At 61.5% G+C, this 26,833-nt stretch carries 19 protein-coding genes and 1 pseudogene; 12 read left to right on the top strand and 8 right to left on the bottom strand.

Features of this window, described 5'->3' with window-relative positions:
* Positions 1-51 precede the first annotated feature (51 nt).
* Positions 52-1,191, top strand: coding sequence for an acyl-CoA dehydrogenase family protein (locus tag SM755_RS00385; protein ID WP_323170963.1), 1,140 nt, complete (start codon positions 52-54; stop codon positions 1,189-1,191).
* Positions 1,192-1,251: 60 nt separating this feature from the next.
* Here SM755_RS00385 and SM755_RS00380 read toward each other — a convergent pair whose 3' ends face one another.
* Positions 1,252-2,394: a thiolase family protein gene (locus SM755_RS00380; RefSeq protein WP_323170962.1), complete on the bottom strand. Its 1,143-nt coding sequence runs from the start codon at positions 2,392-2,394 to the stop codon at positions 1,252-1,254.
* A 134-nt stretch (positions 2,395-2,528) separates the two neighbouring features.
* Here SM755_RS00380 and SM755_RS00375 point away from each other — a divergent pair, with 134 nt between their 5' ends.
* From SM755_RS00375 to SM755_RS00365, 3 genes are all read left to right on the top strand, one after another.
* On the top strand, positions 2,529-3,419 hold the full coding sequence (locus tag SM755_RS00375) for a 3-hydroxyacyl-CoA dehydrogenase family protein (protein ID WP_323170961.1): 891 nt from the start codon (positions 2,529-2,531) through the stop codon (positions 3,417-3,419).
* Positions 3,412-4,233, top strand: coding sequence for an enoyl-CoA hydratase-related protein (locus SM755_RS00370; RefSeq protein WP_323170960.1), 822 nt, complete (start codon positions 3,412-3,414; stop codon positions 4,231-4,233). Before SM755_RS00375 ends, SM755_RS00370 begins: the two co-directional genes overlap by 8 nt.
* Before the next feature lie 840 nt (positions 4,234-5,073).
* A complete protein-coding gene (locus SM755_RS00365) occupies positions 5,074-7,110 on the top strand; it encodes a flippase (RefSeq protein ID WP_323170959.1) in 2,037 nt (678 codons plus the stop codon).
* A gap of 56 nt (positions 7,111-7,166) precedes the next feature.
* Here the strand turns inward: SM755_RS00365 and SM755_RS00360 are convergent, their stop codons facing one another.
* Both SM755_RS00360 and SM755_RS00355 read right to left on the bottom strand, forming a co-directional pair.
* Positions 7,167-8,258: a GNAT family N-acetyltransferase gene (locus SM755_RS00360; protein WP_323170958.1), complete on the bottom strand. Its 1,092-nt coding sequence runs from the start codon at positions 8,256-8,258 to the stop codon at positions 7,167-7,169.
* 9 nt (positions 8,259-8,267) lie between these two features.
* A complete protein-coding gene (locus tag SM755_RS00355) occupies positions 8,268-9,215 on the bottom strand; it encodes a polysaccharide deacetylase family protein (RefSeq protein ID WP_323170957.1) in 948 nt (315 codons plus the stop codon).
* Positions 9,216-9,777: 562 nt separating this feature from the next.
* Between SM755_RS00355 and SM755_RS00350 the strand changes: the two genes are divergently transcribed.
* On the top strand, positions 9,778-12,852 hold the full coding sequence (locus tag SM755_RS00350) for an FAD-linked oxidase C-terminal domain-containing protein (protein ID WP_323170956.1): 3,075 nt from the start codon (positions 9,778-9,780) through the stop codon (positions 12,850-12,852).
* A gap of 123 nt (positions 12,853-12,975) precedes the next feature.
* Here SM755_RS00350 and SM755_RS00345 read toward each other — a convergent pair whose 3' ends face one another.
* The gene (locus SM755_RS00345) at positions 12,976-14,040 is read right to left on the bottom strand and encodes an Lrp/AsnC family transcriptional regulator (RefSeq protein ID WP_323170955.1); all 1,065 of its coding nucleotides are present in this window, start codon (positions 14,038-14,040) and stop codon (positions 12,976-12,978) included.
* 255 nt (positions 14,041-14,295) lie between these two features.
* On the opposite strand from SM755_RS00345, the gene SM755_RS00340 reads away from it, so the two are divergent.
* On the top strand, positions 14,296-15,285 hold the full coding sequence (locus SM755_RS00340; protein ID WP_323170954.1) for a linear amide C-N hydrolase: 990 nt from the start codon (positions 14,296-14,298) through the stop codon (positions 15,283-15,285).
* 730 nt (positions 15,286-16,015) lie between these two features.
* A complete protein-coding gene (locus SM755_RS00335; protein WP_006110295.1) occupies positions 16,016-16,234 on the top strand; it encodes a hypothetical protein in 219 nt (72 codons plus the stop codon).
* A 317-nt stretch (positions 16,235-16,551) separates the two neighbouring features.
* Here the strand turns inward: SM755_RS00335 and SM755_RS00330 are convergent.
* Positions 16,552-16,894 (bottom strand): annotated as a pseudogene (locus SM755_RS00330) (transposase); the annotation flags it as partial.
* A gap of 351 nt (positions 16,895-17,245) precedes the next feature.
* On the opposite strand from SM755_RS00330, the gene SM755_RS00325 reads away from it, so the two are divergent.
* Positions 17,246-17,728 (top strand): hypothetical protein, encoded by a 483-nt coding sequence (locus SM755_RS00325; protein ID WP_006664747.1) that lies wholly within the window; start codon positions 17,246-17,248, stop codon positions 17,726-17,728.
* Between the two features lie 723 nt (positions 17,729-18,451).
* Positions 18,452-19,345, top strand: a complete 894-nt coding sequence (locus SM755_RS00320) for a hypothetical protein (RefSeq protein ID WP_323170953.1) — start codon at positions 18,452-18,454, stop codon at positions 19,343-19,345.
* 182 nt (positions 19,346-19,527) lie between these two features.
* Here the strand turns inward: SM755_RS00320 and SM755_RS00315 are convergent, their stop codons facing one another.
* On the bottom strand, positions 19,528-21,231 hold the full coding sequence (locus SM755_RS00315; RefSeq protein ID WP_323170952.1) for a PQQ-binding-like beta-propeller repeat protein: 1,704 nt from the start codon (positions 21,229-21,231) through the stop codon (positions 19,528-19,530).
* A gap of 310 nt (positions 21,232-21,541) precedes the next feature.
* Here SM755_RS00315 and SM755_RS00310 point away from each other — a divergent pair, with 310 nt between their 5' ends.
* From SM755_RS00310 to SM755_RS00300, 3 genes are all read left to right on the top strand, one after another.
* Positions 21,542-22,879 (top strand): PQQ-binding-like beta-propeller repeat protein, encoded by a 1,338-nt coding sequence (locus tag SM755_RS00310; protein ID WP_323170951.1) that lies wholly within the window; start codon positions 21,542-21,544, stop codon positions 22,877-22,879.
* Between the two features lie 121 nt (positions 22,880-23,000).
* Positions 23,001-23,684 carry a hypothetical protein gene (locus SM755_RS00305; protein ID WP_323170950.1) on the top strand — a complete coding sequence of 228 codons (684 nt, stop codon included), beginning with the start codon at positions 23,001-23,003 and terminating at the stop codon, positions 23,682-23,684.
* Positions 23,685-23,859: 175 nt separating this feature from the next.
* Positions 23,860-24,927: an anthranilate phosphoribosyltransferase gene (locus tag SM755_RS00300; RefSeq protein WP_323170949.1), complete on the top strand. Its 1,068-nt coding sequence runs from the start codon at positions 23,860-23,862 to the stop codon at positions 24,925-24,927.
* 457 nt (positions 24,928-25,384) lie between these two features.
* Here the strand turns inward: SM755_RS00300 and SM755_RS00295 are convergent, their stop codons facing one another.
* Both SM755_RS00295 and SM755_RS00290 read right to left on the bottom strand, forming a co-directional pair.
* Complete coding sequence (locus SM755_RS00295) at positions 25,385-26,095, bottom strand: hypothetical protein (protein ID WP_323170948.1); 711 nt, start codon at positions 26,093-26,095, stop codon at positions 25,385-25,387.
* Positions 26,096-26,100: 5 nt separating this feature from the next.
* Complete coding sequence (locus SM755_RS00290) at positions 26,101-26,811, bottom strand: ATPase domain-containing protein (protein ID WP_323170947.1); 711 nt, start codon at positions 26,809-26,811, stop codon at positions 26,101-26,103.
* Between the last annotated feature and the right edge of the window lie 22 nt (positions 26,812-26,833).

The following is a 26,833-nucleotide window of genomic DNA, read 5'->3' as shown; positions in this document are numbered from 1 at the left end:
AGCGTTTGAGATCATCGAAGCTATTTTGTGACTCGCCGGTGAGCATCGGATATGGCTTTCAGTCTATCCGACGAGCACGAGGCGATTCGTGAGGCCGTTCGCGAGTTCGGCGAAAACGAGATGAAGCCGGTCGCAGAAGAGTACGACCGCGAGGGTAAGTACCCGCTCGAACTGCGCGAGAAGGCCGCCGAGTACGATTTCGTCGCGCCGGGCATCCCGATCGAGTACGGCGGGGCCGGCATGGACAAGATCTCGAGTACGATCGTCACGGAAGAACTCTGGCGCGCCGATCCGGGTATCGGCTCGGCCGTCGGTTCCGCCGGCTTCGGGACGAACATGATCGTCGAGTTCGGCGACGAGTGGATGAAAGAGGAGTGGCTCCCGAAGATCGCGGGCGGGGAGATAGCCTCCTGTTCGATGATTTCCGAACCCGCACACGGGTCGAACGTCGCGGGTATCGAGACGGTGGCTGAGAAGGACGGCGACGAGTTCGTCCTGAACGGGAACAAGATGTGGATCACGAACGGCACGGTCGCCGATATCGGCGTTCTGATGGCCAAAACCAGCCCTGGTGAGGGCCACCGCGGGATCACCGCGTTCCTCGTGCCGATGGATTCCGACGGCATCTCGACGGACAAGATCGACAACAAACTCGGCATCCGCGCCTCAGATCTCGCGGAGGTCGTCGTCGACGACGTCCGCGTTCCGGAAGAGAACGTTATCGGCGAGGTCGACAAGGGCTTCTACCAGCTCATGGAGTTCTTCGCCTCCGGCCGGACGAGCGTCGCCTCGCAGGCGGTCGGTGCCGCACAGGGCGCGCTCGACGCCGCGATCGAATACGCCGGCGAGCGCGAGCAGTTCGGCCAGAAGATCAAGGACTTCCAGGCCATCGAGCACAAGCTCGCCGAGATGGCGACCCGCGTCGAAGCGGCCCGCTCGCTGACCTACCGGGCCGCGACGGAAGTCGAGCAGAACAACCAGGACATCGCCGCGCAGTTCTCGAGCATGGCGAAGCTGTTCGCCAGCGAGATCGCGGTCGAGGTCGCCGACGAGGGCATCCAGGTCCACGGTGGGTCGGGCTACGTCACGGACTACCCCGCAGAGCGCTACTACCGCGACGCCCGCATCACGAAGATCTACGAGGGGACCTCGGAGATCCAGAAGAACATTATCGCCGACCAGTTGCTGTAGACGGTTTCCTTTCCGCTCCGTTTGCTTCGTTCTCCCGTTTCTTCGTGTTCTCCGTTTTCGTCAAGGCGCAGGAACGCTGAACTCGACCGCAGCCCCCTGTCCGTAGCCGACACACATCGTCGACAGGCCGAGGCCGCCGCCGCGCTTTCTGAGTTCGTGAATCAGCGTCACCGGCAATCGCGCGCCCGACGCGCCGAGGGGGTGGCCGAGCGCGATCGCGCCGCCGTTGACGTTGAAGATCTCGTCGTCGAAACCCAACTCCTCCTGGCAGTAACGCGTCTGGCTGGCGAAGGCCTCGTTGAGTTCGACGAGGTCGTAGTCGGCCGCCGAGCGGCCGTTTCGCTCCCAGATGCCCCGGACCGCCGGCACCGGACCGATGCCCATCACTTCGGGGTCGACGCCCGCAACCTCGTGGTCGCCGACCTCGGCCATGATCTGCAGGCCGTGGTCCTCGGCGAACGCGCGGCTCGTGAGCATGACAGCGGCCGCGCCGTCGGAGATCTGGGAGGCGTTGGCGGCGGTGACGGTACCGCCTTCCTCGAAGGCGGGCGGCAGCCCTGAAATCTTCTCTCTGGTCGTGCCGGGACGGAGACCCTCGTCTTCCTCGACGACCTGCTCGCCCGTGTCGATGGGTACTATTTCGTCGTCGAAGCGACCCGCTTCGCTCGCCTCGCAGGCGCGTTGCTGGCTGCGAGCGCCGTAGGCGTCTTGCTCCTCGCGGCTGATGTCGTATCGGCGAGCGACGGTTTCTGCGGTCTGGCCCATCTGGAGATCCGCGGCGTCGTACTGGGCTGCAATGGCGTCGTAGGACCCGATTCCCTTCCGACGCTCGTTGCGGGTCATGTTCTCGACCCCGCCGGCGACGATGACCTCGCGCTGGCCGGCCCGGATGGCGTCGCTCGCGCTCATGATCGCCTCGGCCGAGGAGGCACAAAGCCGGTCGATGGTGGTTCCCGGTACGCTTTCGCCCAGGTCCGAAGCGAGGGCGATCACGCGGGCGAGGTTGTTGCTCTGCTCGTCGACCTGCTTCGCACAGCCCCACCGGATGTCGTCGACGTCGTCACCCGCGAGCCCGGTGCGCTCGAGCATCGTATCGACCAGCGGCACCGAGAGTTCGGCGCTCCCGGTGTCGGCGAAGACACCGCCGTGTTTCCCCTGTGGCGTCCTGACTGCTTGTACGACTACTGGTTGGGTGTCGCTCATCGGTTGTCACAGGGTTTCAGGGGGAGGGGTAAAGTCGCTCCGTTCTCGGTGAGATTCTCTCATTCAGGCGCTGTCCGCACCCCGTCGGTGTGTGAACAAGAACGCTTTTGATCGATTCCTGTGTGGGTTTGACCATGCAAGTCACAGTGCTCGGAGCCGGGAGCATGGGCCACGGAATCGCACAGGTCTCGGCGATGGCGGGCTATGATGTCGTCCTTCGGGACATCGAGTCCGAACTCGTCGAGAAGGGTCTCGAAGGAATCCGCGAGAACCTTCAGGGCGGCGTCGACCGGGACAAGGTCACCGAAGACGAAATGGAAGCGACGCTCGGACGCATCGAGGGCACGACCGACCTCGCCGCGGCCGTCGCCGACGCCGAACTCGTCGTCGAAGCCGTCCCCGAGGATATGGACTTAAAGCAGGACGTGCTCTCAGAGGCCGAAGCCGAAACCGGCGAGGAGACGGTGATCGCCTCGAACACCTCCTCGCTCTCGGTGACCGAGATGGCGAGCGCGCTCGACCGGCCCGAGCGAGTCGTCGGCCTGCACTTTTTCAACCCGCCGCACCTGATGGACCTGGTCGAGATCGTGATCGCCGAACAGACCGACGACCGGACCGAAGCGTTCGCCATCGACTACGTCCGCGAGATCGACAAGGAGGACGTGGTCGTCCGCGACAGCGCCGGCTTCGCCACCTCGCGACTCGGTCTCGTGACTGGACTCGAAGCCATCCGGATGGTCGAGGAAGGCGTCGCCAGCCCCGCAGATATCGACGAAGCGATGAAACTCGGCTACGGCTACCCCATGGGCCCGATCGAACTCGGCGACCACGTCGGACTGGACGTGCGCCTGCACATCGCCGAACACCTCCGCGAGGAACTCGGCGAGCGGTTCAAGCCGCCGCAGGCGCTGCGCCGGAAGGTCCGCGCGGGCAACCTCGGCAAGAAATCCGGCGAGGGCTTCTACGTCTGGGAGGACGGCGAACGCGCCGGCATGAGCGGCGACTGGGGTGAGGACGATGCGTGAGGACGACCTCGCCGCACTCGATACCGAACTCGAACTGGTCTCCGTCTCGGTCGGCGAGCACGCCGAGAAGGTCGGAACGATCGCCATCGAACGTCCCGACGCCCGGAACGCACTCAACGGCCAGGTCCGCACCGAACTGAAAGAAGCCGTCGCCGCCGCGGAAGCGGACGACGCGGTGCGCGTGCTCGTCCTCACCGGCGGCGAGGGTTCAGGTGCGTTCGTCGCCGGCGCGGACGTCACCGAGTTCAAAGATCGCGGCCTCGTCGAGCAGCGCGAAGCCAGCGAGCGCCCGCGGGTCTACGAGACCGTCGACGACGCGTCGATCCCCGTCATCGCGCGGATCAACGGCCACGCCCTCGGCGGCGGTTGTGAACTCGCACAGGCCTGCGACGTTCGTATTGCAGCGGCGGGGTCGAAGCTCGGCCAGCCCGAGATCAACCTCGGCCTCATTCCGGGCGGCGGCGGCACCCAGCGGCTCGCCCGCCTCGTCGGCGAGGGCCAAGCGATGCGGCTGATTCTCTCCGGTGAACTCATCGACGCCGCGGAGGCGAAGGAAATCGGCCTCGTGGATCAATGCTACGAGGAAGAGGAACTGGACGACGGCGTCTATGAACTCGCGAGTTCAATGGCCGCGAAGAGTCCGATTGCACTCGAGTTCGCCAAGAACGCGGTGAAGGCGAGTTCGCGGATGGGGCTCGAGGAGGGGATCGAGTACGAATCGGAGCTGTTCGTCCAGTTGTTTGCGACCGAAGACAAGGATGAAGGAATCGGGGCGTTCCTCGAGAGTCGCGACCCGGAGTTCACGGGCGAGTAGTACACCGACGCAAAGAGTTCGGTAAGTGAGTGGACCGTAATCTAATCGGGAATGAGATATTTTAGTTCATCCATTTGATTTCGACTGGAAGTGGGGGATTGATGGCCGGCGGTTCTGGGAGCGGTACTATCAAAACCCAAGAAACCGAGAGTAGACCGGCGAGTGGGCGCAATTGAACACAGTGTAAATTTTGCTTGAGCGTGCCAATAGTGGTACAGTAATTGTTTCACTGAGTTCCAGTATTGGAAATCCACGCAAAATCATAGTGAGCGAACATATGATCGGAGATGGTAGATCTACGGGCGAACGCTAGTGCGGAAGTGATCTGGTCGGCCGCTTGCTTCGCGCGGCGATGCTGCCCGAACGATTCGTGGTACCACCGGTCTCGCCGTGCCCGAAACCGCTTCGGGAACATACCGACGCGACAAGGGTCACATCCGGGGAGTACCCCCGTTCCGTGGCCGAGCAGAGACTTGGGATATTTCGAATCACTCGGGGTCATAGCGGCTTATTCGCTGTATAATAAACCCAGAATAGCCACGATGAACGATCGATGAATCTGCTCTGTCGGTCATCACTCTCTCCACTTCGGCAATCGAACGCGCGGACGGGTTCTCCGACAGAACAGCGTGATCACGGGTCTCTTTTCGCCGCCATCGACGACGGGCGCTCGATCGTCGCTGCGTGCCTTCGGGACGCCGACACCGTAGTGGCATCACTGGTGGCGTCGACGTCGAAAGTCGTGGGCGAGTGCACGCTGGGACTCGGACTCGGGGCGCCGGATGGGTCGGTCACCGTCGAGTCGGACGACACCGAATCGCGACGATTGCACCAGAACGCATGAAACGGAGCATCACGAGCGGATTTCTCTCGATCGTCAGTATCAAATTTCTCCTGATCAGCCTCGACTTTCTCTCGTCACCGCTTTTGACACGATTCCTGGGCAAGGGATACGGTGACTACGCAGTTCTGATGTCGATATTTGCGATCTACATGATCTTCGTCAGTTCGGGCGTCGGTGACGGCGTGCGAAAGTACGTCGCAGAGGAACGCGACAGGGACCACTGGGACGAACACGTCGTCGGGTTCTACCTCCGCCTGGCGATCCTCCTCGCAGCGGTTGGGTGTTTCGGGCTCGCTCTCGCGGTCCAGACCGGGTTCGTGACCGCCCGACTCGGAACGTCGTATCGGACGTACTTTTATCTCCTCTCGCTGCTCGTGTTCACCTCCCAGTTCCGCGAGTACACGCGGCGGACGCTCATGGGATTCGGTCTCGAGCGCTACTCCGAGCCGCTGCTCTTCCTCGATAAAATCCTGTTTATCATCGTCGGCGTCGGCCTCGCGTCCCTCGGCCACGGCGTCCCTGGAGTCCTGATCGGTCACATGGTCGGCGCGGTCACGACGTCGGTCGTCGGAATCGCACTGATAAACCGGACGGTATCGCTGCGGACCGCGCTCACCCGATTGCCGCCCAAGGACTTCCCGCGCCGTGAACTGTTCACCTTCAATGCGCTCAGTATCGTTCTCATCCTCTGTTTGACGTCACTCTACGAACTCGACGTCATGATGCTCGGAGTGCTCGGAACGACGCAGGAAACCGCCTACTACAAGATTTCGCTCACGATCGCGGAGTTCCTCTGGATCGTCCCGTTGGCGCTGCAGAACGTGCTCTTGCACTCGACCTCGAACATCTGGTCGAACCACGACCGCGAACGGATCGACTCGATCGCCGCCCGCGTCACCCGATACACGCTGTTGTTTACGTTACTGCTCGCGATCGGCATCGGCTCGCTTGCCCCGGTCGCGCTACCGATCGTGTATCCCGCCGAGTACATCGCGAGCTACGTCCCGATCCTCCTGTTGCTTCCCGGCTGCGTCGGGTTCGCGCTTGCGCGGCCGATCCTCGCGATCGGACAGGGCAAGGGCGACCTTCACATACTGATTGCCTCGACCGGCGCAGCGGCCGTCGGCAACATCGTACTCAACGGGCTGTTGATCCCTCGATACGGAATGTACGGTGCGGCCGTCGCCACGAGTCTCAGCTACGGATTCATGTTCGTGTTTCACGTCTGGAGCGCCAGAGAAATCGGATTCGACCCGGTCACCGGCGCGCGGATTCCACAGGTCGTTTTCGCGGGCGGACTCGCCGCGATTCCGATCGGCCTGCTGGCGCGAGTTCTCGGCGATTCGGTCCTCTCGCTGGCCGTCGTCCCGCCCGTCGGCGCGGCGGTCTTTCTCGCGGCCGCGCTCCTCGTCGGCGCACTCGACGTAGACGAGATCATCGTCGTCCTCGAGGCCGCTCCGGACCCGATCGGTGCACTCGGCTCGACCCTCCGCGCCGAACTCGATCTCGCTGATACCGACCGCGAAGCGGACGGCGAGACGACGATGGCCGACGGTGACGACGGTGTGTCGCCCCAGACCACCCCCTCCGCTGACAACCGACGCGAGACTGAAACGAGTTCCGCCGGCACGGGAGGGCAGTCACAAACGGCTGTGCAAGCGACCGACGAGTTCAGTGGCAGCGAGAGTGGAAGTGACGGAGGCAGTGGCGCAGAACGGACGATGCTGACGAACCGGAACTGGAACCAGCTCGGTGACGCGACGACGACGATCCACTCACAGGCCCTGTCTGATAGCCGCACGGACGCATCGGCCGCTGAAGAGGGACAGCGACTGGAGGAACGAGAACGAGAACGAGAGCAGGAACAGGAACGAGAACGGAACGCAGCGCCGGCGGACGGTTCAGCGTCGGATGCCGACGTGCACGAGCGACTGGAGACGCTCGAAACGGGGATCGAACGGCAGAACGACCGGCTCGAGAGTCAGCGACGGACGATCGAGCAGTTGATCGATGAACTCCGGCGAGGGCGGTAACGGGTTCGTGTCGCCGCGACCGGACGGGACGGGGCGCGACCAAGCACCGCGTTCAGTCAGCCGCTATCGGCTTCGCAGAACGCGAGTCGCCAGTTCGAGTCGTCCGTGAGCCGTCGTCCGGACCGGGTCCAGTCCAGCGGCGGCTCCCCGGCCGGTCGGGAAACGTGTGTCGACGACGAGGTGACCCACTTCAGCGGCGCTCGCTGATCGCTGTGGAATCCCCGTGCTCGCAGCACCGACTGAGGGATCACCGATCCGGGCGCAGCGATAACGTCCGCGTCCCGGTTTTCTCGAACCACCGCGTCGAGAAGCGCAGCCAGTCTAGCCCGCCGAGCTGAACTCGTCCCCTCCGCGAGCGGGAGGACATCGGCGATTCGGACGGTCGTCGGGCCGTTCGTTCGGTCCCGGCGGCCGTAAACGACCGCTGCAACGGGCGCTTTGCCCCGAGTTGTGACGATCGTTCGGTACGTCCAATGGGGATTTGCAAAGCGCCACTCGTAGAACGTCTCGTCGCGGACGACGTGAAACGGCGAAATCGTCTCGGATGACGCCAGCGTCGCGAGCAGCGAGGCCGGCACGTGATCGTACCGCGAGAGTTCGATCGCGTCGCTCGAATCGGCGAGCCGATCCCGGATCGAGACGTACCCGCTCGCCAGCGACCGGACGACCGGCTCCACGGGCGCGAGTCGCGACAGCCACGCGGTCGGATTCTGGAGGCGGTAGAACGTTTCCCGGTCGCTGACGACCTGCCACCCGAGTTTGAGGTTCCCCGGAAGCGACCGGTGATTCGGGAAATTGAAGAATACATCCGCGTCATCGTACCGGTCGATCGCCCGCTCGGTCAGCCGCGTGAACACCCCCTGTCGCTGGTGTTCGGGACGGACCATCGAATCGCACGGCTGAAAGGCACTGAACTCGTCGTCGCCCGCAGCGAGAGAGAGCGGGAAGAACGCTCGTGCACCGACGAGTTCGTCGCCTCGCTGTGCGACCATGATCGGGACGTAGTCGACGTACGGATTGCGCTCGTACTTCCACTCGAACCAGTCCTCGCCCATCCGTCCGCCCAGCACGTCGGCGAACAGGTCGAGAAACGCGTCCCTGTCGGCCGGTTCGTACTGTCGAATCTCGTACGGGTTCGGATCAGTCATCGGCAGCCGTTATGGAAGGGTCGTGGATTTGTGTCGTGGGCGACTCTCGCGTCGCACCCTGTCGGCGACCGTGGCCATCGTTTCGACGCGCACGTCGTCCGTCCGCCGACGGCGGTCGATGTATCGGATAATCGACCGCAGCCGCTGGTAGTGAGCCGGTGTTTGGAGGTTGTGAGGGTGAAGCCACAGGTGCAAGACGCCGTCGGTTCCCGCAACGCGGTCGACCCCGAATTTCACTTGTCTAACTACGGGATCTTCTCCGAACGCGGAAAACGGTTTCTTGTACTCCGCGTCGAAGTTGAACAGGTAGATCGATGCCGGAACGTTGACCAGACCGTACTCGTCGACGTACGGGTCGACGATCGGGGGTGTCGGTTTGCCGACCACGGCGCTCGAGACTTTCGTCAACTGTCGGACCAGCGTGCTCTGAGAGTCGCGCAACTGATTCGTACCGCGATAGCAGTCGAATCCGTGCGCTTCGAGGGTGTCGCGGTGTCGAATTCGGTTGACGGGGAAGACGAACGACGTCAGGTCGTGACCGCGTCGTTCCGCGGCCTGAACGCAGTTTTCGATCTCTCGCGTCGCAAACTCCTCGTCCATCCGTTCGTGATCGAAATGAACGTGTGTGAAACCGTGACCGGCGATTTCGTGGTCGACGGCGGCGGTTTCGATCTCGCGGACGAGTTCGGCTCCACACCAGATATCGTTCGCAGCGAGTCCCTCGACCGACTCCTGGCAGCAGCGTTCGCCGGCGGGGTGATTCCGATGAGCGGTAGAACACGAGTTCAAGAACAGATGCCCAGTAACTGCCCACGTAGCCGGGATTTCGTAGGTATCGAAGAGTTCACAGAGGCGACGCCAGTTCCGCCGGGTGTCCTGCAGAAACGACTCCGAGACGGCTTCATCGTGGAATCCCCAGCCGAGTTCCGCGTCGAGAGAGAGAACGATCGTTCCCATCGGATCACGTGAGCGGGCCGGGCGTGGTCGCTGCTCGGAACTGAACTCGCATCGTCTGGCAGGACAACGAGAGAGATTGGGTTCGATTCGTCCTCGTCGCGTAACGTTGGCGGCTCATTCTGATGGAAACGTTGATACCGCCGCCCATAGTACCCCAGACATTAAATTGATCGTGATATTGTCCTACAAATATGAGCCATCTGAACCCGACTAGAGTGGCCGAAAGTCGCCCAAACTAATCAGGTTTCGTATGGTAGTTAGAACCCGAAACTGAGAGCCACAACTGCCGGCTCGAGCGCGTCACGTTCGTCTGTGTTCGACGGAATCGACCAGTTGAACCGCTAGTTACTACTAGTTATGGCTGTTGTCATCGTCGTCCGTTGTTCGTGGCAAATCTGTTCACCGAAGCGACTGCGGCGGCACGAGTCGATGTTTCACTTTCGAAATGGTTAGATCACCACAGATATCGACACCCCGTCCATGGAGACGTCAACCGGACCGCTCGGACGATCTCCGTTTGCAAAGGACGACGATTTAAGCCGCCACCGGGCAAGGGACAGATATGTCCCTGGAGCCGAGTGCCGACCCGGCCGCCGACCGGCGCGCGACTTACGACTACCGGAGTTCGGACGTCGATCGGCCGGCGCTGGTCGATGACCTCATGCGGCTCGTCACGTGTGAGATACGGGCGGATACGTATTCTCGACAGCTCTATGCGACCGATGCGAGCGCCTACGAACTAACGCCGATTGCCGTCGCGTTTCCGGAGTCGACCGCCGATGTCGCCGGCATCCTCGAGTACTGTGCCGAACGCGAGATTCCAGTCTTGCCCCGGGGTGGCGGGACGAGTCTCGCCGGACAGACGGTCAATCGCGCCGTCGTGCTCGATTTCACGCGGCACATGAACGAGATTCTGGAGATCGACCCTACCGGCCGAACGGCGACCGTCCAGCCCGGAACGATTCTCGGCACCCTGAACGAGGCACTCGCGCCCCACGACCTCAAGTTCGCACCCGATCCCGCCTGGGGAGACAAAAGCGCCATCGGCGGTGCAATCGGGAACAATTCGACCGGCGCGCACTCGCTCACCTACGGCAAGACCGACGCCTACATCGAGTCCGTCGAAGCCGTCCTCGCCGACGGCACCGTCACCGAGTTCGGCGCGGTTACGCGCGACGAAATCGACGACCGCGCCGACCCGGACGGCGATCTGGAGGCCCGGATCTACGCCGAAGTGGCGAGGATTCTCGACGAGGATGCTGAACTCGTCGACGAGACGTATCCGGACCTGAAGCGAAACGTCTCGGGGTACAACCTCGATCGACTGGTCGCGGAGTACAGGGGAGAAACGCTTCCCGGCGGCGAGGAGACGGGTGAACCGAAGACCGTCAACCTCGCGCGCCTGCTCGCCGGCAGCGAGGGCACGCTCGCGATCGTCACCGAGGCGACCGTCTCGCTCGAGTCGGTTCCCGAGACGAAGGCGGTCTCGCTGCTTTGCTACGCCGACCTCCACCAGGCGATGGCGGAGGTCGAACCGATCCTCGAGCACGACCCCGCGGCCGTCGAGGTGTTAGACGACGTGCTACTCGATCTAGCGCGAGAGACAGCCGAGTTCGGCCCCGTCACCGAGATGCTCCCCGAGGGAACGAACGCCGTCCTCCTCGTCGAGTTCTACGCGGACGACGCGGCCCACGGCCGCGAACAGGTCGCCGGCCTGCTCGCCGATCGCTGTCCGGACGCGGCGGCCGAGGGTGAGCCGGCAGCCGATGCACCGCGGACCGACGACGAGCACCGCGCGATCGACGCACTCGAAGCCTACGAGAAGGAAGCGCGCACGACGTTCTGGAAACTGCGCAAATCCGGCCTGCCGATCCTCCTCTCGCGGACGACGGACGAAAAGCACATCTCGTTCATCGAGGACACCGCGATTCCGCCCGCGCAACTCCCGACGTTCGTCGAACGGTTCGAGGAAATTTTGGAAAATCACGACACCTACGCAACGTTCTACGCCCACGCCGGGCCCGGCGTCCTCCACGTGCGCCCGCTCATCAACACGAAGACTGAGGTGGGACTCGACCAACTCCACGGCATCGCGGACGCCGTGACCGATCTCGTGGTCGAACTCGGCGGCTCGGTCTCGGGCGAGCACGGCGACGGCCGCGCGCGCACCCAGTGGAACCGCAAACTCTACGGCGACGAACTGTGGGAGACGTTCCAGGAGCTGAAGACCGCCTTCGACCCCGACTGGATTCTCAACCCCGGCCAGGTCGTCTTCCGCGAGGACGATCCCACCGACCTCCGAGAGCACTTGCGGTTCGATCCCGACTACGAGTTCGATTCCGGCTTCGATCCCGAACTCGAGTGGGACAACGACAACGGGATGCAGGGGATGGTCGAACTCTGTCACGGCTGTGGCGGCTGTCGCGGCGAGCAGGAGACGACCGGCGGGGTGATGTGTCCGACCTACCGGGCGAGTCGGGAGGAGATCACGGCGACCCGCGGGCGGGCGAACGCGCTTCGCCAGGCGATGAGCGGCGAGATGGACCGGGGCGAGGCCGTCTCGGACGAGTTCGTCGAGGAGGTGATGGACCTCTGTATCGGCTGCAAGGGCTGTGCCGTCGACTGTCCGAGCGAGGTCGACATGGCGAAGCTCAAGGCGGAAGTGACACACGAGTACCACCAGCGAAATGGCGCGTCGCTGCGTGACCGGCTCTTTGCGAACGTCGCGACGCTCTCGAAGTGGGGCTCGCGACTCGCACCGCTGTCGAACGCCGCGACATCGGTGCCGGGTGCGCGCAAACTGCTCGAGGCGACGGTCGGCATCGATTCGAACCGGTCGCTCCCGACGTTCGAGCCGGTGACGTTCCGGGAGTGGTTCGCGAATCGCGGCGGCTCCCGCATCGCCGAGCGAGAGGCCAAGCGCAAGGCGGTCGTCTACCCCGATACGTACACCAACTACAGCAACCCCGCCGCCGGGAAGGCCGCGGTTCGCGTGCTCGAGGCCGCGGGCGTCCACGTGACGGTTCCGGGCGAACTCGACGACACGGGCCGGCCGGCGTTCTCGAAGGGGTTCCTCGAGAAGGCCCGAACGACCGCCCGCGAGAACGTGGCGGCGCTCTCGCCGCTCGTCGCCGACGGCTGGGACGTCGTCGTCATCGAACCTTCCGACGCGGTCATGTTCCAGTCGGACTACCTCGATCTGCTCTCGAGCGACTCTGCGGAGCGACTCGCCGGGGCGACCTACGGCGTCTGCGAATATCTCGATGCCTTCCGGCTGGACGAGGCGATCGAGTTCGATGACAGGTCGACCGACCGGTCGCTTACCTATCACGGTCACTGCCACCAGAAGGCGACGAAGAAGGACCACCACGCCGTCGGCGTCCTCCGCCGGGCGGGCTACACCGTCGACCCGCTGGACTCCGGCTGTTGCGGGATGGCCGGCAGTTTCGGCTACGAGGCCGAACACGGCTCGATGAGCGACGCCATCGCGTCGATCCTGTACGAACAGGTCGCCGACAGCGACGGCGAGCGCGTCGTCGCCCCCGGCGCGTCCTGTCGCACCCAACTCGAGAACCGACCGACGGCGACCGAAAAGCCGCCGACGCCGATCGAACTGGTTGCAGCGGCGCTCTCGTAACGGGCCAATTCGGGCCGACTCGAGCAGAACTGGATCGCTGTCGTCGGCGCGGCCGGCATGGACAAGCGCTTCGCCGCCGTTCTTCGTGGGCGAGCACTACGTCACGCCATCCGAACTGGCGCGCTACTCGCCGTCGGCCGCTGCGTTGGAGGCGATAACGATGTCGTCGTACCGTGCCCCGGTCTGTTTCAGCGTCTCCGTCGAATAGAGTCGATCGTGGTCGACGGGGAGGTACTCCGTCGCGAGTTCATCGATCTTCTTCTCGACGGCTGCGGCATCGCGGCCGTGGATCATGGTAAACAGGTTATACTTCCAGTCCTGTGCCGGTCTGCGGGGACGGTGATAACAGAGCGTGACGTAGGGTAACCCGCCGGCGCGCTCGCCCCAGGCGTCGAGTTCGTCGTCGGGCACGTCCCAGACGACCATGCAGTTGGCGTCGAAGCCGGTGACGACGTGGTTGATGATACAGCCGATGCGTTTGATGCAGCCGTTCGCCTGGAGTCGCTCGATGGCCTCGAGAACGTCCTGGGTCGGATAGCCGAGTCGCTCGGCCACGTCGCGGTACGGCGTCGGCGAGAGCGGAAAACCGTCCTGGATGGCGAGCAACAGGTCGGCCTCGAGTTCGGAGAGCGAGCCGGTGGCCTCCTCGCTGATGCGGGTAGCCGAGGTGTCCGTTCTGGTCGTCAGCGACTCGCGAGCGAAGCGATCGGCGTTGACGACGGGGAACTCGAGGTCGATGTAGTAGTCCGTGAGCATCGGGAGGTTGAGCACCGAACAGCCCGTTCGCTCCTCGATTTCCGTCAGGATGGCGTCGCGCCGGGCGCGAGAGCCGGCGGTGACGACGAACCAGATGTTCCACTCGTGGTCGCGGGCGTAGTTGTGATTGACCTGGCGGAACTCGTTGATGGTCGCCGCGATTTCGTCGAAGCGGTCCTCGGGTGCCCGCACCGCGGCGAGCGTCGAGGAGCCGATGACGGGCGGGTTGAGCACGGCACCGAAGCGGCGGACGATACCGGCGTCCATGAGCGCGCGGACGCGGTCGACGGCGGCCGTCTCGTCGATACCGAGGTCTGTACTCACCCGCCGGAAGGGACGCTCCTCGATCGGGAAGCCGCTCTGGTAGCCGTCGATCAGCGCCGCGTCGATATCGTCGATGGCGTCGCGCCAGTCCCCCGCCGGAGTGGTCATTGGCGGATCTAGGGAAACGGGACCCGTATCGCTTTCGGGTCGGCCTCGATAGCGAGCCATCCGTCTCCGGGACGGAGAGTCACCGAGACTGGTGATACCGACACACATGAAATACGTTTAACAGCTCTGCGAGCATGGAACAGTGCAGATGATGACCCCAACCGGACAGGTGTTCGAGATCCGAACCGGCACACAGCACGTCCGTACGGACGACGATCAGTTTCGACCGGCAGCCGCGACCGTGAGGTGACAGCGATGTGTACTCGCCTGGTCTACCTCGGCCCCGACGGCCGCGTGCTTACGGCCCGCTCGATGGACTGGAAACGGGATATCGGAACCAACATCTGGGCGCTTCCCCGCGGCATCGAGCGGACCGGCGAGGCCGGACCGAACTCGCTTTCCTGGACGGCCGAGTACGGGAGCGTCGTCGCAACCGCCTACGACGTCGCCACCACCGACGGCATGAACGAATCCGGCCTGGCGGCCAACCTCCTCTGGCTGCCCGAATCCGAGTATCCCGACCCCGATGACGAGACGCCGACACTCTCGATTTCGCTCTGGGCCCAGTACATGCTCGACAACTTCGCTACCGTCGCCGAGGCCGTCGAGCACGTCCGCGAGGACGAGTTCGCGGTCGTGACTGACCGGGTGCCGGGCGAGGATCGCCTGGCCGCGCTGCACCTGTCCCTCTCGGATGCGACCGGTGATAGTGCGATCATGGAATACGTCGACGGCGAACTCGTCGTCCACCACGACCGCGACTACCAGACGATGACCAACTCGCCGACCTTCGACAAGCAGCGGGCGCTCGCCGAGTACTGGGAGCAGATCGGTGGCACGGTCATGCTGCCCGGCACGAACAGACCGGCCGACCGATTCGTTCGGGCACGATTCTACACGAACGCGATTCCACAGGTCGAGGATCGCCGCACCGCAACGGCGAGCGTGTTCAGCGTGATCCGCAACGTCTCCGTGCCACACGGCATCAACACGCCGGATGCGCCGCATATCTCTTCGACGCGCTGGCGAACGGTCGCGGACCACAAGGACGGCATCTACTACTTCGAATCGGCGCTCACGCCGAACGTCTTCTGGGTCGAACTCGATGAACTCGACTTCTCGCCCGACGCCGCAGTCAGGAGTCTCCAGTTGGGACCGGATCAGTCCGCCGTCTTCGCCGGCGACGTGTCCGATCAGCTAGCCGCCAGCGATCCCTTCCCGTTCCTCGGCGTTTCCGCCGGGTAGTGACTCCCGTGTTTCCTCACTGACCATCGTGGCGGTGAACTCGATGCTCGGCGTGTGACGGATGACCGAAGCCGATACCGCCTAGTTGATTCGGATCGCCGTCGCTGATCGACTTCGGGATTCTGCAGCGGTCGGTGCCGGTTAGTAGCGGTGACGAACTTCCCGGGGTTATTCTTCGGTTAGTCGACGGCCATACTCGGATTGCATTACGTGTAGGGTGAGAAGCACCGGGAAGAGAAGAAGTGGCCACAACCACGGAACCACCAGAACAAATAGGGTGAACTGCACGGCAAAGAGCATCAATAGAATATCTCTCTGCCTCTCGGTATCGATAGACATTGTATTATCATGCTGTGAGGATTGCGATACACATTTCGATTCTAACCAGTTACTTCGAACGGGTACTGAAGAGTTCTGTCGCCGAATTCTCCCTCCTACTAATCGAATTGCAACGGCGTCCTCATACCGGAAACATCTCTTTGTCCCCACCAGGCGGTAGATATAAGTCACTACCGTTCAACAATTAGAACGGAAGCCATTAAACGGACACGAAAGTGTCCCGGATGTTGGGACCATCCGAGACGTGGCTTCCAAACCCACGAGGGTTTGCAGCCATGATTGCATACATACTCACGGGATATAAACATCCCGCACGACTGATGCATCACCCAATTCGACCAGCAGCAAGCATCTCCTGCCGACTTACGAGCGCAACGAGGTGTCAGTTGGGATGAGCGACGACGCCGACGACAGCGCCCATGGTGGCGATGGCGGGGACGATACCGACCACCCCGAACGACTCGACCAGTGTAAGCTACCGCGCTGTCCCCGCTGCGGAACCCCGATCGCACAGCGAACCATGATCGGCCCCGGCGAGGCCGTCGCCGGCCCCTGCGGCTGTCGCGTCGCTCCGAACGTCGGCACGCGATCCGACTCGGACCCCGACTGAGCCACGGCCACCGCAGGCCGAGTTCACACGCTGAACTCGGGTCGCGGCGGCCAGCCGAGTTGCCGGTTGGTGTTCGAGGGCACCATCGGGATCACCACTCCCGTTATCACCATCACATTGACCCACCATCGACCCACCATCGATCCACCACTGCCCTCGTGCCCGCCGGTGAACTCGGCCCGGAATCGCGACAGTCCGACAGGAGAAGACCGCGGACAACTCGGAAAACAAAGAAAACGGAATCGGAAGGCAAGCGTTCCGATCCGTTGGTCAGCGATCTCGTTTTCCTTTGCCCAGAGCGTGTCATAGAATCCATCTCAGAATATCTCACAGCTCGGATCGTTTCCTCGCTCGTAGTTGGTGATGGCAACGACGAGTCGTAGACAGAGCGCAACAAATACTTCTGTTCGTGCGTGAACCCGGCTCGGGCACGTCCGCGCGCCCGAGGCTGCAGTCCTTGACCGCGTCGGTGGTTCGTTCGACGCCTGTCCGGTTGTTGTACGTCTCGTCCAAGATAGATTGCTTTAGCTGAACGTCCTCGCTATGTTCCTCAATGCGATCTTCGACCCTGTATCCGATGTCTTTCGGGTCGTCAGTGTTTCGTGGATTGTACGGAGCGATTGGCACGACCCCTCCGGCCAGCAGGTGGTCGTGCCAATCGAAACGCTCCCGATTGTGTTAGCAGCGGCGGCCGTCCTCGCGACGGTGACTGCGGCCTATATCGCTATTAGCCTGACATCTTCCCTGCCACTCGAAAGGTGTCATAGAACTCTTCCCAAGAATTGCTTTCACCCATTATGTCGGTGAATCATCCGATATGTGGGTCTGCAAACATACCAATAAGTGTATGCGAAACCAGAGAAAATGCTCACGCCGAAATGTTTAGTGAGATCAGTCCTGCGACGAGCATGGTCGAACTGAATCGACTCATTTCGTCTGAATTGCTCGTGGAGATCGAAACAACTGCGATCATTACCAGCGATAGTGTAATCAAAACGGCGAAGACCAGTTATGACCGCTAATATCGACGAATCTGCTCGGATTGTTGAATCTACGATTGGACAGTCGGAGATCAGAGAACACGTAACTGTACACGACTCTAGTATTGGAGACGAATGCAACATCTATGAGCGGACATCCATCAAAAAGTGCGAGATCAGTGACGCTGTCGTTGTCAATGCGGGTTCGTACGTCGAGAACACGAGGATCGAAACCAATGTCCAGGTTGGTCCCAATAGCAATATTGTCGGAGTAACACACGAACTGAGCGAACAGGGTATGGAGTTCCGGAATGATTTGTTCGAGGAGATTGTACTGCGCGAGGGATCCTTTATCGGCGCGGGAGTTGTTCTTGCCCCCGGTGTTGAACTCGGAGCAGGATCAGTAGTCGCAGCAGGGTCAACCGTACTCGAAGATGTCGACCCAGGAAAGATCGTCCTCGGCTCTCCACCAGCTCAACGCGTTATTGATCTCCATGAATGGGTGAATCGATAAGTCCATCCCAGCTGCTGGTAGGCTCTCCGAGTAGACCTTGTCTGGAATCGTCGTGGGACACCGCCTAACGAAATGAGATTATTCGGTGTGTGGTTACCCTGTATGTAACGTTCGCTGGGATCAACACAATCGGTACGCGGGCCATTCTATGACAGCCTCCGCTATTACTAATGAGGGATGTGGCATTGAAATTGATGAGGGGCAAAATAGCGTATCTTCACAGCATTGTGGCTGCTAAGACTGGCACTTCCCAACAGACGTAATCAGCTGAATCGTATCGACGAGTTGATCACGAGAAAGTCTGCGTCTGGATGTGTTCAGCATCCGTTTACAGCCGTCGTCCGACCGCGACAGGGCGGGCGCGACTTGCCCGAGCAGTTCACATTCCAGACGTTCTGTGGCTGGATTCGCCACGAACTATAGTAGCCACTGAAAGTCAGTGCACACCTGGTCGTGCGACAGCTGTACGATCAGTGTGTAAACCGTTTCAGTTGTTACTATAGAAGCAGAGGTAGCGCAGCGGTGGAAGATCGAGACGAACGTATCGGCGTCCCGACGCGTACGCTCCGGTCGCGGGCTGACAGCCAGCCCGCGACCCTGGGCCGGCGAGTCTTCAGTAATAGCACTCGTCAGAAACCGCTTCAACTCCCTCCTTCACGCTGAGGTCAACACTCAGTTTTCAGCGTACCTAAATACTTTATACACCTCACATCAAAATCAAATATGAAATATATTACCGAAAACTCGGTAGTTTCACCGGATCGATTGGGTCCTCGATTCGGCGTGCTCGTCGGCAGCTACGTAGCCGCGCTGATTGCGCCGACGCTTACTCTGTTCACTGTGGAGTATTTGGGCTTGCGCAGCAAAGTGCTTGCATTCGCCGTTCTAGGAACGATCGGTATTACTACCGGTTCCGGGACGGCATTCCTAACAACCGCCAACGGACAAATAGCCTCTTGGCTGAACTCAGGTTGGGTAGCCTGGTTCTTCCCGCTTCTCGGACTCGTTCCAATGATAGCTTACCATTTTAGTGTCCTCGAGGTGGTCGCTTTCTATCTCATTGACCCGGCTTCCATCCCCGTGTCAAGTCTCGTCGGTGCGACTGGGTTCCTACTCGGGATTGTCGCAGCTGTGGCAGGTGAGATTGCCATACTCACGGCTCGTAATCGGGTTGCGTCTTCCGCTATCGCATCCGAGAACGTCCTGATAGAATGGACTTCCAGGTGGCCGCGGGCTCACAGAATAAAAGTGCAGATATTCACCATGGTCACTGGATTGGTCCTAGTTGGGCTACTCTCATTTTGGTCTCCTCCATATCTGACTGTGTTAACTGCTCTCGTTGTCGTCACACTTGTTGGTACAACAAACACACTGCTGTCTGATAGAGCGTATAAGCTTACTCCAGCTGGGTTAGAGCAGCGTCGGAGTGGAAGTGGAAAATTGGTAACCTGGCACCAGTTTATACCAAAGTCACAGATAAAATACGTTACAGTATCGGAGAACGGTGTAATATTGCATCGATCAGGTCTGTTACCGAGTATTCGATTCGATCGAAACGATCTCCGGTTTGATGACGAAGAGATCATCAATAATCTCGAAGAATACCTTAATAGATGAGAATAAGGTGACACAGATCCGTCCCATAGCGTGATAACCCTGCTCACGGAGCGTCTTCTTGCCCTGTGCTTTCGCCTCGTCGTCGCTATCACAAACTACGAACACGGAGACAATCCGGGAAGCACGATCATCACGATGTGAGAAGAGTTCTATGACACCCTCTTGCCCAACCTGAGGTCTCCTTACTCAGATTGGTCGTTCACGCTAGTCGAGTCGTCGACGCCGGCCTTCCGGCGCAGCCACTCGAGGCCGAACGCTCCGCCGAGAAGGCCGGCACCGGTCGTGAAGCCGGGCACGGTGTCGTCAGTGTCGTTCCCGGTGTCCGTCTCGTTTTCAGCGTTCGACTCGTTTCCAGTGTCCTCCATGCCGCCGTTTCCGGTTCCGGCATCGCTATCATTGCCGTCGGCAGACGCTCCGTCGTCGCCGTCGCCGTCATCTCCCACCGTGTCGCTGTCGTCATCGCCGTCTTGGTGATCGTCTCCTCCGTCGGATCCGTCTCCCTCGCCGTTTCCTCCGTCCGTCTCGTTGTTTCCGCCACTCCCGTCGGATCCATCCTGCTCGCCGTTTCCGCCGTCCGCGTCGTCGTTTTCGTCACTGTCATCGGATCCGTCACCCTCGTCGTTTTCGCCGTCCGTCTCGTCGTTCTCGTCACCCTCGTCGGGCTGGTCGTCCCCGCCGCTTTCGTCGCGAAGCGCCACGAGTTCGCCGTCGTGGTCGACGTAGATCGTCTCGCCGCTGATCGCACGAATCCGCCCAACCGGCGTATCATCCTTCGAGAGCGCCCACTTCTCGGACCCGTCGTACTTGTTCAGGGCGACGAGTTCCTCGTCGTAGTCCCGCCACTCGGGATCTGGGGGGCCCCCGTCCCGAGTGAAATACACGAACACGGTTTCGCCGCTGATAACGGCTTGCCCGTAGGTGTACATAACGTCGAGACCCCAACTGTATTCGTCACCGCGGATCGAACCACCGCCGTACCCGTTGTCGCCACCGCCGACGTGGATCTCCTCGCCGAACGCTATTTGTCCGTACCCGATGTCTACGGACTCGCCCGTTTGCGCATCGTGCAACGGTACCTCCGGAGAGCCACTGACGTCGTAACCGACTGCTGCCGACGTTGCGTAGATGGCATTGGTATAGTCACTGGAGCTAATGTAGGCTCCCTCCTGCCACACTTCGGTACCTGTCTCGGGTTCGAGAGCGATCGGACCGGCACCCGTGACACTGTATATCACGCCGTTTGCCGCGGCGGTCGCTGCAACGAACTCGTACTCGTCCTCCTCGTTACCGTACGGCGCAGCGGTGATCGACTCCTTCTTCCACCGAACCGAGCCGTCATCGGCTTCGAGTGCGTACAGCGTGCCGTCGGCGACGGCGTACACGCCGCCGTAGGCGACCGTCTGCCAGGCGATTTCCGCCTCGGGATCGAACTCGGTTTCCCAGCGAACGCTCCCGTCGGACCGGTCGAGCGCGACGACCTCGGTCCCACTGAGATAGACGCTCTCACCGGCGACCGACGGATCGCTCGCATCCACCTCCGTGTTCTCCCAGACGACGGTGCCGTCAGTTGCATCGAGAGCGACGACGCCGCCGTCGGTCGACGTATAGACCGTCTCGTCGGCGACAGCGATGGTACTCCCGCCCGCACCCTCGACGGACCACGCGGCCTCGAGTTCACCGCCGCTGAACTCGTGGCCGTCCGCGATGTATCTGGCGTGACCGGGGTCGCCTCGGTGTGACGGCCAGTCCTCGTTCGGTCCCGGCTCGCGATCCGGATCCGGAAGTTCGTCGACATCAGCCTCAGAGGCTCCAGCCCCCACCGAAGCGAGTCCAGTCCCGATTGATAGCGCTGCACCAGTCGCCAGTACGGATCGACGGTTCCACATAACAACACGTCCGTAGAAATACCAGTTATAATCCTATCTAGCAGTTAACGTTACTTTGTAGCGGTGCAACTGTTTCAAACGATACCAGCCCTACCCCCTATCTGGTAGTTAAGACGACTTGTTAGCTGTCCAAGTGTCTCGAACGTTCTTTCTCGCGGAGGGTCTTTCCGCAGGGTTTCGGTACGATCACGACCGTCCGATTCGTTTCAGTCGTAGTTCTGAATACAGAACCCGTGTTACCAACTACTGGTAGAAGCATCCCGTCTACAGGTAGAAAATTATACACGTGTCGGCTGACTAGACGGAGGCAATGCCCTCTTCACGCCGATCGTTTCTCGCAACGTGTGCCGTCGGCTGTAGCGCCCTCGCAGGCTGTTTTTCGACCGCCGATCCCGCCGCCGAGGGTTCGTGGTCGCGTCGAACCCTCGGGAACGCTCACACCGGGCGGTCGACCACCAACGGTCCGACGGCGGACCTCTACACGGTCTGGGACCGAGAGCGCCCCGACAGCGGCGTGGTGAACTCCTCGCCGGTCGTCGAAGACGGCACTCTCTACCACGCCTACTCGCAGGAAGCGATGTCCGACGAACCCGGGGGCGCGTGGGTCGAGGCGTTCGACGCGGCGACCGGCGATTCCGAGTGGACGACCGAACTCTTCCGAACCGACGAGTCCTATTACTTCTATCACTCGGACTCGATGGTCGTCGACGGGGACCGGCTGTTCGTCCAGACCAAACCAGGGTTGACGATGCTCACCACCGATGGAGAGGAACAATGGACGTTCGAGAACCTCTATGAGAACCAACAAACCCCCGACGTAGTCACACCCGTCGTGACCGATGACATTGTCGTGTGCGGAACGTACGGTTCGGGGATCGACGAGCAGAACCCGATCGTCTACGGTGTCGATCCCGAAACGGGAGCGGAGCGCTGGCGAACGACCCTCCCCGAGTGGGGAGGAATGTGGCAACTGTCCGCGAGCGAGGAGGTCGTCTACGTCCCGTCCGTTCGACAGGGTCTCATCGGTCTCGATCTGGCCACGGGAGAAGAACAGTGGCGCTGGGAGGGACCTATTAGTGGGACGCCCACGGTCGTCGACGACCTGTTGGTCTTTGCCCTCCGAAATGAAGACGAAAATCAAAACGAAGACGAGAACGAGTTCACCCTCGCCGCGATGGATCGACACGATCGCTCGCTTCGCTGGCAGGTGCCGATCGGTTCTCGGTGGGCGGATGCGGGGCTGAGCGTCGCCGACGGCCGCATCTACCTCGAAACTGACTTCGGCGTCGAAGCGCGGCGCCTCGAGACGGGTGAACGCGTTTGGCGATTTGGCGGTGATCAAGACGACTACGGCAAGAGTTCGTCGGACGAACCGCTGGTTAGCCTCGCCGCGACACCCGTCGTCTCCGGGGACGCCGTCTACGCTCCGGGATACGTCCAACGCGAGACGACGTTCGGTCACTTGTTCGTCATCGACGCTGATACGGGAGAGGAACTCGATCGAATAGAGATGGGACGAAATGAAAAAGCCCGGGCGGCGACGCCGGCGGTCACGTCCGACCTCGTCTTTCTCACCGCAAATCACGGAACCCTCTACGCGTTCGGCGAGTGCGAGTTCAGCGTGGCCGGGCGGTGCCTGCGCAGCTGAGACCTCGACCGGCGGTTGACCGTGTCGTCGGTCAACCCGGGCCATGACGAATCAGTGAACTCGTTTCGTTCTCGGAATCGAAGACGGCCGTTTTATTACATGTTGTTTTGACGTGTTTTGTATGCTCTCCACGCTCACCAAACCCGCCGTTGTGCTCGTCGTCGGGATCGGGTTGCTGCTGAATCCAGTCTACTTCGCATCGGACGATCTAACCGGAAGTGGGACTGAAATTACCTACACTGTCGAAGCGATCGAAAACGAAAGCGATGCGGAACGTGTCGTCGAGTTCTCCGAACAAACGCTTCGTTGCGGAACCGAGCGGGCCTGTGCGCTCGAACGGCAAATCGCTTCGGAGGGGGCGGTCGAATACAACGGATCGGTTCAAACCCTGTACGGGAGTGAGTTGGATCAGTGGAATCCGTACACCGACGCGTGGAAACGATACAAACTCGTTACCATCGGCGGCGAGTTCTACATCCCGACGACGGAGTACCGGGACAACGTGACGGTGTTGGGACACGAGAACGCGACGACGATGGAGGCGCTCGATCACATAGCGGTTCCGAGTAACGAGACGACTTCGAACGTCCGCAAGGCGATCGAAACCGGATCGATTACCCTCACCGACCAGCGGATCCCCGAGTTCGAACGGGGCGATCCGATCGCACACGATGGAGACGTGTATTACGGGACCACGAGCGCCTCCAACTGGGGGTTATCGGAGGGCGTCCTACTGGGGCGGCTTACCCTCTTCATCACCGGCGGATCACTGATCGTTTCCGCTTGGTCTCGGCAGGGTCGCTGATTCAGCGGCCGGTATCGTAAACGGCGTTCACGCTACTTCGCTCCGAAGAGAGCAGCGAGCGGAGACGGTGGGTGACCGCAACAGCGTTCCTCGGGTAACGCGTACAACGGCGAACGTGTCGGTAAACGGGCCCAGAAGCGGGAGGCTTTTGCGCCGCCCGTCCGAAGAAACGATCATGGCTCAGGCAACCCAGGAGTTCGGCGAGTGGCCGCTCAAACGGCTGATGACGGAGGTCGTCGGATCGGGACACAAGTCCGCCGACGACATGACCCGCGAACAGGCGCGCGAGGCGCTCCAGCGTATCCTCGCGGGCGAACCAGACGAGACGACCCTCGGCGCGTTCTGGCTCGCAAACCGCTGGAAGCGAAACAACCCCGAGGAGCTGGCGGCCTACACCGATGTCATGCGCGAGGAGTCGGTGATCACCGCCGAACCGGACGCCGACCCGGTCGACTGCGGCGCGAACTACGACGGCAAGCACACCTCCGCCATCCTCGGCGTCGGTGCCGGCGTCGTCGCCGCCGCCGCGGGCACGCCCGTCGTCGTCCACTCCGGCGACCGCGTCCCGACGCAGAAAGAACCCGCCTACAAACACGTCCTCGACGAACTCGGAATCCGAACCGAACTCACACCCGATGAAAGCGCCGACATGGTCGACGAAACCGGCTTCGGCTTCTACTACCAGCCCGAGTTCAATCCGGGCATCCACGACCTGCACGGTCGGCGCGACCAGATGGGCGTTCGCACGTTCGTCAACACCGTCGAAACCGTCGCGAATCCGGCGAACGCCGACGTCCACCTCGGCTCGTTCTACCACCTCGCGTTCGCGAAGAAGATGACCGATCTCCTGAAAGAGAGTGCTGAACTCGAGTACTCGCGGGCCATCTTCTTCCAGGGGATGGAAGGGTACGACGACATCCGCCCGGGCTATACGAAGGTGGCCGAGTGGGACGAGGGCGAGGAGTTAGCCGACGACGAAATCGAGACCGCCGAGTACGGCATGGCGATGGAAGCCGAGGATCTCGCCGTCGACGACGTTGCAGGAGACTCGGCCGCGATTACCGACGCAGTCCTTGCTGGCGACCGCAACGACGAGTTCGCTGACGCGATCGCGCTCAACGGTGCGGTCCGAATGTACGCTCGTCGAGACGTTGACAGCCTCGATGCGGGACTCGAACGCGCTCGCGAGGTCATCGGCGACGGCAGCGCCGAAGCGGTGCTCGAGGAACTGCGAGCGTTCTAGGGCATCCGCGACCACGCATCACCTCCATTACGTATCCGGGAACCTATTCCAGGTACGATACAACTGCGGCCGGTTGTGCCACTATCGATCGATTCATCCTGATCCGCTCACTCGGAACTGCTATCGTCCAGTGAGTGAATTTCGGTCGCGGAATGACCGGAACGAGTTCACTCACGCATGCGGTTACAAACATGCGGTTACAAACCGGCATCCATTTGGAACGCGTTCAAACAACCGGCGTTCACCGGCGCTTAGCTGACGTTTCGGCGCGCTGTCCGGTAGCAAAACCCGGACGAGGTATCGCGGACGCAGTTCGACGTGTAGGGCGGTCGCGATACCTCTCTGATTGAAAACATAGTTGGGAAACTGGTACTCGTCGATCTGCGCGTGGGTTTTCCGCACACCCGTTCGGTGTTCGATCGCCAAATACGGTTCGTTCGATTCGCCGGTTCGCCGATCAGTTCGTTCGATCAGAACCGTTGTCGGAAGCGTTCGTCGACGACTGCGATCGGTCGTTGCGACCGCTGTCACTGCTGCGCGTCTCGCTCTCGGTGTCCGTGGCGTTCGGTGATGACTGTGCTGACTGCCGGTCGTCACCCTCTGCGTTTCCGTCTCGATCGCCCGCTTCGCCTTCGTCTCCGTCGACAGATTCACCGTCATCCGGGTCGCCGGCGTTCTCCTGTGATCGTCGGATTTTGGCCATCGAACGGCCGAAGATCGATCGACCGTCGCCGAACAGGCTCGGTTTTCCATCGTGAGCGTTGGACTGGGTCGCCCGCTGGCGCTCGAGAAACGCCGGTTTGCGAAGCGTTTCGGTGCTGTCCGCCGGGGGCGTATCGATGTCGACACCGCGGATCGCATCCGGCAGCGTGTCCTCGGGGTCGTCCGTCTCCTCGGCGTCGATGATCGTCTGGCCCTCGACGAGTTCTTCCCAGACTGCACCTGGCGACTCGCTTGCCCGACCGGCCGCCTCGTCGCGGCCCTTCTGATAGGCGAGGTCGACGAAACTCTGGTCATAGGTCGTCCCCACCTGTTCGGTCAAGCGGTCGAGTTCCTCCGGATACGTCTCGCCCAGTCGCGTCGCGACGCCGAGTGCGTACGCGCGTTCGACGACCTCCTCGCGGCCGTCGATCGACTCCCAGTCGGTGCCGAATGTGTCGTCGTACATCGGAGTCAGGTCTGGATGTTCGTGTTCGGATCGACTCGCAGGCCGCGATTCGTGAACTCGGCCTGTCGAATGTCACAATCGATCCGGGTGCCGCGCATTTTGATGATCTGGACGCCGCGGGTCATCCCGCCGGACTCCAGGTAGTTGTGCATGAAGATGACGCCGTGAGCAAGGTAGTGGCCGTCCGAGTACGAGGAGGGATCGGTCATCTCCGAGATGAGGACGACCGTCGCGTCGGCGCGCTTTAACTTCGTCAGGAACTTGATCAGCGCGTTGAGGTCGTCCGAGAAGTAGTACTCGAGCAACATCGTCGAGTCGATTACCAGCCGATCGACATCGCGCGATTCGACGAACGCGACGAGTTGATTCGAGAGGTTCTCGACGTTTGATGGAAACTCGCCCGATCCTCGAGACGACGAAGAGAAGAGTCGTTGCGCTTCCGTATCGAAGACGTTGAGCACTTTCACGTGGCCGGAACTGACCGCCTTGTCGAAGCCGAACTCGTAGTTCGCCATGTCGTTGACGAGTTCGGTTTGGGATTCGTGAAGCGTCAGAAACAGCGTGGTTTCGCCGTCGATGGCTCCTTTCGTGACGAACTGCGAGCAGAACGTCGTCTTGCCGCTGCCGGGCGGGCCGCTGATGACGTACAGGCGGTCTTTCAAGATGCCGCCGTTGACCAGTTCGTCGAATCCCGGTACGCCCGATGAAATTCGCATTGTCGGGAATCAGGAACGTATC

It is taken from the genome of Natrialba sp. PRR66 (assembly GCF_034808065.1).
Lineage (GTDB): Archaea > Halobacteriota > Halobacteria > Halobacteriales > Natrialbaceae > Natrialba > Natrialba aegyptia.
Note: the sequence above shows the minus strand (reverse complement) of the source record. Positions and strands in the feature narration are given on the sequence as shown.